This window comes from Oceanisphaera pacifica (assembly GCF_017498065.1).
GTDB classification, from domain to species: domain Bacteria; phylum Pseudomonadota; class Gammaproteobacteria; order Enterobacterales; family Aeromonadaceae; genus Oceanimonas; species Oceanimonas pacifica.
This window is the reverse complement of sequence record NZ_JAGDFX010000006.1, coordinates 193,730-200,611: the sequence shown is the minus strand read 5'-3', so window position 1 is coordinate 200,611 and position 6,882 is coordinate 193,730. Positions and strand designations below refer to the sequence as shown.

Genomic DNA, 6,882 nt, shown 5'->3' with positions numbered 1-6,882 from the left:
GAAGGCGTATTCTACGCATTCCGTAGTGTTCGTCAAGTGTTTATTTGAACTTGTTTTTTGTTCTCTTAAACCCTTGTGACCGTGAGCGACTTGCCCCGTGTCAGTGGATGCGCATTATAGGGAAGCCCCGTTTAAGCGCAACCCCTAAAGTGACAAAAATATGCATTTGATGACTGACAGGTCAAACACCCAGCAAAAACACAACTTATGTACAGAGTTATGCACAAAACACAGCGCCTAGCGCCCGGCGCCAAGCTAATAGAAAGCCATACGCTGACCGCTATACGTCATACGCTAAAGAAACACAGCTCCCTTTGGGAAGCTTTGAGCCTTCAGCTATCAGCGGTAGGCTAAAAGAGGTGTGTGCTGACCGCTAAAGCTGATAGCTGACGGCTACCCGACGGGTAAAGGTTTGTTTTTATCCTGACTTCGTATAATGTGCATATTAAATACCAATAAAGGTGCGAGCGATGCAAATACTGGATACTAACGTAGAGAACAAGATATGGCCTTTGTTTCGACTAGGGTTTCGGGTGTTCTTTTTGGGTGGCGCGCTTTTTTCAGCGGCTGCCATGTTGCTGTGGATCTTAACCTTATCTGGCGTTGATGCCCTGCCTGGGGTTAGTAATCCGATTTGGTGGCATGCCCATGAAATGTTGTTTGGTTTTGCGCTAGCGATTATAGCGGGGTTTGTAACCACGGCGATGCAAAACTGGACTGGGGTGCCCGGCATAAAAAGTTGGCCCTTAGCCATTGTTGCTGGGCTCTGGCTATTACCTCGGTTATTAATGCCCTTGCACGGTGAGCTCAATGGGTTGGTGATAGCAATGGATTTACTTTGGTTGCCAATTGTAGCGGGTATGTTGGCTCGCCCTATCTTTAAGACAAAGCAGTGGCGCAACTTATTCTTTGTGCCTTTGTTTGTATTTTTGACCTTACTGAATGCCTTGAGCTATTACGCGGTTGTCAGTGGTCAATGGCTGTTGAGCGAGCGGGTCTTTATTACAACCGTATTAGCGATTAGCGCCTTAATTACCGTGATGGGTGGCCGAGTGTTTCCTTTCTTTACTGCTCGCGCCACTAATACCCCCAAGATTACGCCATTAGTCTGGTTAGAAAAACTCAGCTTAGTGTCAATTTGGTTGTCAGCATTCACCTGGTTACTCCTACCACGGTCACCCTTTGCTAATTCCTTGCTTGCCTTATTACTGTTAGTTAGTGGTATTGCACATCTAGTGCGTTTGGCTCGTTGGAATTACCAAGTTACCACGGGTGCCCCTTTGCTGTGGATCTTGTATCTGGGGTATTTATTTATACCACTAGGTTTATTGGGCTTGGCAGCCGCCTTACTTAATATTGGCATTAGTATTTCTTTAGCCAGCCATTGGTTAACCGCAGGCGCCTTAGGGGCAGTAGTGCTGGGAATGATTGCCCGCGTATCTTTAGGTCATTCAGGTCGTAAGTTAGAAATTACCCGCACCATTGTGGTGGCCTTTGTCTTCATTATATTGGCGGCAGTCACACGCAGCTTATTACCTATGATAGCGCCCAGCATGACTATGCAGGCTTATCATATAAGTGCAACATTCTGGATTGCCGCTTACGGGCTCTTCTGTTGGGTATATTGGCCGATACTTTCCCAGCCTAGAGCAGACGGGCATCCGGGGTAAAGACAGCTGTAAGCTATAAGTTACACAGAAAAAGCACCGAGCCTTTAGGCTCGGTGCTTTTTGTTTTAGCTTTGGCTTATCTGTAGCTGGGTGCTTGGCGCCGGGCGCTTGGTGCTAAGTTACTGCTTAAAAATAAGTCCGTTGTCGTTGGTGTCGAGTACTAGGGGTTTGCCCGGTACTACTTTGCCAGACAAAATACCTTGCGCCAGTGGGTTTTCAATTTCTTGCTGAATAGCACGCTTTAAAGGTCGGGCGCCAAATAATGGATCAAAACCAATATTCGTTACCTTATCTAATAAAGCATCAGTAACCGTCACCTCATACTCTTTATCTGCTAGTCGTGTTATTAGACTTTGCAACTGAATACGAGCGATAGACTTTATCTGCTCTGAGGCTAACGGATGAAATACCACTATGTCATCGATTCGGTTAATAAACTCAGGCCTAAAGTGCTGACCCAGTACTCCCATTAACATGTCTTTCATTTCGCTATAGGCTTTTTCTTGATTATGCTCTTGGATCAAATCTGAGCCAATATTCGAGGTCATAATCACCACCGCATTACGAAAATCCACGGTACGGCCCTGGCCGTCGGTCAGGCGACCGTCATCCAATACCTGCAACAAGATATTAAATACATCAGGATGCGCTTTTTCAACTTCATCAAGCAAGATAACCGAATAGGGTTTACGACGTACCGCTTCAGTTAAATAACCACCCTCTTCGTAACCCACGTAACCCGGAGGTGCCCCCACCAAACGGGATACTGAATGTTTCTCCATAAATTCCGACATATCAATACGCACCATGGCATCACGACTGTCGAACAGAAAATCAGCCAAGGCTTTACAGAGCTCGGTTTTACCGACACCGGTCGGGCCCATAAATAAGAAGGAGCCTACCGGACGGTTAGGGTCTGATAAGCCGGCACGACTACGTCGAATAGCATTCGAAACCACTTCTACCGCTTCGTTTTGGCCAATCACCTGCGTATGCAAGCTCTCTTCCATACGCAACAGTTTGTCTTTTTCGCCCTCAAGCATTTTAGCCACGGGAATACCGGTCCAACGCGCCAGCACATCGGCTATTTCTTCTTCGCTAACGCGATTTTTTAGCAAATGCTGTTCTTGCATTTCGGCCTGTCCGGCTAAATCTAGCTGCTTTTCTAGCTCAGGAATGCGCCCGTATTGCAGTTCAGACATACGACCTAAGTCACTGGCTCGACGGGCAACTTCCAGCTCTCGCCGTACCTGCTCTAACTCAGATTTAATATGCTGAGTGCCTGCCATGGCCGCTTTTTCGGACAGCCAGGTTTCTTCTAAATCTGCGTATTCCGTTTCTTTCTCGGCCAGTTCATCTCGAATCAACTGCAAGCGTTTTAAACTGCCTTCATCGTCTTCTTTTAATAAAGCCCGCTCTTCCAGCTTTAGCTGAATAATTCGTCTGTCCAACTTATCTAATGGCTCTGGTTTAGAGTCAATTTGTAAACGAATACTTGAGGCGGCCTCATCGATAAGATCAATGGCTTTATCTGGCAGCTGCCGATCAGCAATGTAGCGCTGCGATAATACCGCCGCCGCTACTATGGCGGGGTCGGTAATTTGCACATGGTGATGTAATTCGTAGCGCTCTTTTAAGCCCCGTAAAATAGCAATGGTGTCTTCAACGGTCGGCTCATTAATTAGCACCTTTTGAAAGCGTCGCTCAAGTGCCGCATCTTTTTCAATATATTGGCGATATTCATCAAGCGTAGTGGCGCCCACGCAATGCAGCTCGCCACGCGCTAATGCAGGTTTTAGCATATTACCCGCATCCATGGCCCCTTCACCTTTACCGGCGCCCACCATGGTATGCAGTTCATCAATAAATAAGATTACCTGCCCTTCTTCTTTTGCCAGTTCATTGAGCAGGGCTTTCAGTCGCTCTTCAAACTCACCACGATATTTAGCACCTGCCACTAAGGCTCCCATATCAAGGGATAATACCCGCTTACCTTTTAAGCCCTCTGGCACTTCATTATTAATCACTCGCTGGGCCAGACCTTCAGCAATGGCAGTTTTACCCACCCCAGGCGCCCCAATAAGCACAGGGTTATTTTTGGTCCGTCTTTGCAATACTTGAATGGTGCGGCGTATTTCATCATCACGACCAATAACGGGATCAAGTTTGCCCTGCTCGGCGCGTTCGGTGAGATCTATGGTGTATTTCTCTAATGCTTGGCGATTTTCTTCCGCATTAGGATCATCTACTTTTTGCCCACCCCGTACATTTTCAATGGCCTCGCTCAGCTTATCTTTAGTGAGACCGGCACGTTTTAATAGCTCACCTAGCTCGCCTTTTTCATCTAGCGCCGCCAGCAAAAACAACTCAGATGAAATATAAGCATCTTTACGCTGTTGCGCTAACTTATCGCACTGGTTAAGCAAACGCGCCAGCACAGGTGAAACTTGCACATCCATATCGCCGCCGCTGACCTTGGGTAAGCGATCGAGAGATTTATCTAACTCAGCACGCAAAGTATTGCCATCTACGCCTGACGTTGTGAGTAAAGGACGTAAAGTGCCGCCTTCTTGATTGAGCATAGCTACTAATAAGTGCGCCGGCTCTATGTAAGCATGATCACGCCCTACCGCCATTGACTGGGCATCTTGCAGGGCCAATTGAAATTTACTGGTAAGACGATCGAGTCGCATCAGAGTCTTCCTCCAACAAGTCGCCAACATGTTGGCGAGGGATTAAAATATATCTTCTCTGATATTATAAATGGGGCAAAACGGTGAAATTTCAAGCTTTGAGGGGAAATGAATTACAGCACCAAGCGCCCTGCTAAATATAGAGCGTTAAAGAGACCTTAAAGACTTCCTCGCAACGGAGCCCGCGAAACCCACGGAAAAATAGTGATAAAATCTGAAAAGAGCTTTTGATGGTAAAGCTAAGACTCGACACGACTGTAGAGGCCGCTTTAGCTGGCCGGTTTTACGCAGTAAAACTAAGCATGTGAGGGAGGCGAAAACATAGCGCCGAGCGCCGAGCTAAAAAACAAATCTGTGTGCTCTTTAACGTACGGCGTACAGCGTTAGGCGTACTGCTATGCTTGCGGGGTGCTCGGCGCTGCCTTTACTCCAGCCAAATAAGGCTGGCTTGGCGGCCGGTTTGTTGATCGCGTCGGTAAGAGAAAAAACGCTCGCTGTCGGTATAAGTACAATACTCACCACCGTAAATTTGACTTACACCGGCGTTGCCAAGTGTTAAACGCGCCAGTTGATAAATATCCGCCAGCCATTTATCAGCACTAGGATCGCCGTGTGCCACAAAAGCATTGGCCGCCTGAGGTGAATTTGCCATAAAGGCGGCACGCACTTCACCCCCTACCTCAAACGCACTCGGGCCAATAGCAGGCCCTAGCCATGCCATCACAGCTGCGGCGTCAACTTGCATCGCTGTTAACGTTGCCTCTAACACCCCCGCCGCCAAGCCGCGCCAGCCAGCATGGGCTGCGGCCACCACACTGCCTGCGGTGTCGCAAAATAATACCGGCAAACAGTCTGCCGTCATAATAGTGCACACCTGCTCTGAGGTATGGCTAACCACCGCATCGGCAATAAGGTTGCCAGACTCATCAGGTAAAGTAAGCACCCGCGTGCCGTGTACTTGCTCTAACCACAATGGTGGCGTGGATAAACGCAAACGCTCTGCAAGCCGCGCTCGGTTTGCAGCTACGTCGGTTAAGTTATCCCCCACATGTGTGCCCAAATTTAAGCTGGCAAAGGGAGGCTGACTAACGCCCCCCAAGCGTGTGGTTTGTGCCGAATGCACATTGGCCGGGGCTGGCCAACAAGGCTGGATAACACTCATCGCATCAACTCCATAACGTTAAAAACTGAAAGCAAGCGCTCAGCTTAAGGGCAGTGGTGAGGGATTAGTGTTTAGTGAAACCAAAAACAAGCGCCCGATTAAAACCTAAACCTATCTGCCACGGAAGGCACGGAAAGTAAAGATAATATTTAATGGTAAAAGCTAAGACTCGACACATTAAGAGTCCCTTTCAGATTTTATCTCTATCTTTCCGTGGGTTTCGCATTCTTCCGTTGCAAAAAGGTGTTGGGTTTAGGTCTGGTGTAACTAATCACTCACCACTGTTTTGAGCCTTTAAGTCCACACTAAATCGTCAGGGTTACCTGCCGTATCAGCTTGCAACAGCTCAATCAACTCAACAAAGTCATCAGGCAGTGGCGCTTGCCACTCCATTATTTCACCGGTTATTGGGTGAGCTAAACGCAACATAACCGCATGTAAAGCTTGGCGCTTAAAATTACGTAAAAAGTCTCGCAACTCAGGCGTAGCACCACGGGGGAGCTTAAGACGTCCGCCATAAGTAGGATCCCCCACTAAGGGATGTTGCAAGTGTGACATATGCACGCGAATTTGATGTGTGCGGCCACTTTCTAAACGCAGTCGCAATCGAGTATGTGCGCGAAATTTTTCCATCACCCGATAATGCGTGACTGCGGGTTTACCTGAGGGGGTTACCGCCATTAAGATGCGCTGGGTAGGGTGGCGGCCAATATTGGCATCGACCGTACCGCCCGAGGTCATGTGGCCAATGGCTACCGCCTCGTATTCTCGAGTAATATCACGAGCTTGCAAAGCCGTCACTAGATGGGTTTGTGCCGGTATTGTTTTAGCGACGACCATTAAGCCGGTCGTGTCTTTATCTAATCGGTGTACTATGCCCGCACGAGGTACCTCGGCAATGCTTGGGCAATAATGCAATAATCCATTAAGCAGTGTGCCCCCTGGGGTACCGGCTCCTGGATGAACCACTAAACCGGCAGGCTTGTTGATGACGATAATATCATCATCTTCATACACAATATTAAGCGGAATATTTTCGGGTTCAAAACGTACATCGTCTTCTAACTCGGCGTGAATAACCACTTGCTGACCCATCACGACTTTCGCGCGTGGCTTGTTGGCAATTTCTCCATCAAGACGAACTTGATCTTGTTGAATCCAGGTTTTTATACGAGTACGTGAATAATCAGGGAACATTTCCGCCAATGTCTGATCTAAACGCTGACCGAACTGGTGATCGGCAACTGTGCCGTTTAATTCAATTTGCTGGCTCATAGTGAAGACTGGTTACCAAATGATGTTTAATTGGGTATTCTAGCTGTTCTTGACGCTGAGTTAATCAGTTTTGGCAAACTTC

The 6,882-nt window shown here is 47.8% G+C and carries 4 protein-coding genes; 1 reads left to right on the top strand and 3 read right to left on the bottom strand.

The window, feature by feature from the left end; all coding sequences use genetic code 11:
• Nucleotides 1-470: 470 nt before the first annotated feature.
• On the top strand, nt 471-1,670 hold the full coding sequence (locus tag J3U76_RS06965) for an NnrS family protein (protein ID WP_208005218.1): 1,200 nt from the start codon (nt 471-473) through the stop codon (nt 1,668-1,670).
• A 119-nt stretch (nt 1,671-1,789) separates the two neighbouring features.
• Here the strand turns inward: J3U76_RS06965 and clpB are convergent, their stop codons facing one another.
• The 3 genes from clpB to rluD form a co-directional block, all read right to left on the bottom strand.
• Nucleotides 1,790-4,363 carry an ATP-dependent chaperone ClpB gene (clpB, locus tag J3U76_RS06960; protein WP_208005217.1) on the bottom strand — a complete coding sequence of 858 codons (2,574 nt, stop codon included), beginning with the start codon at nt 4,361-4,363 and terminating at the stop codon, nt 1,790-1,792.
• Between the two features lie 424 nt (nt 4,364-4,787).
• Entirely contained in the window at nt 4,788-5,525 is a 738-nt protein-coding gene (gene pgeF / locus J3U76_RS06955; protein ID WP_208005216.1) for a peptidoglycan editing factor PgeF, read from the bottom strand.
• Nucleotides 5,526-5,819: 294 nt separating this feature from the next.
• Nucleotides 5,820-6,800, bottom strand: a complete 981-nt coding sequence (rluD, locus tag J3U76_RS06950; protein WP_208005209.1) for a 23S rRNA pseudouridine(1911/1915/1917) synthase RluD — start codon at nt 6,798-6,800, stop codon at nt 5,820-5,822.
• Nucleotides 6,801-6,882 lie beyond the last annotated feature (82 nt).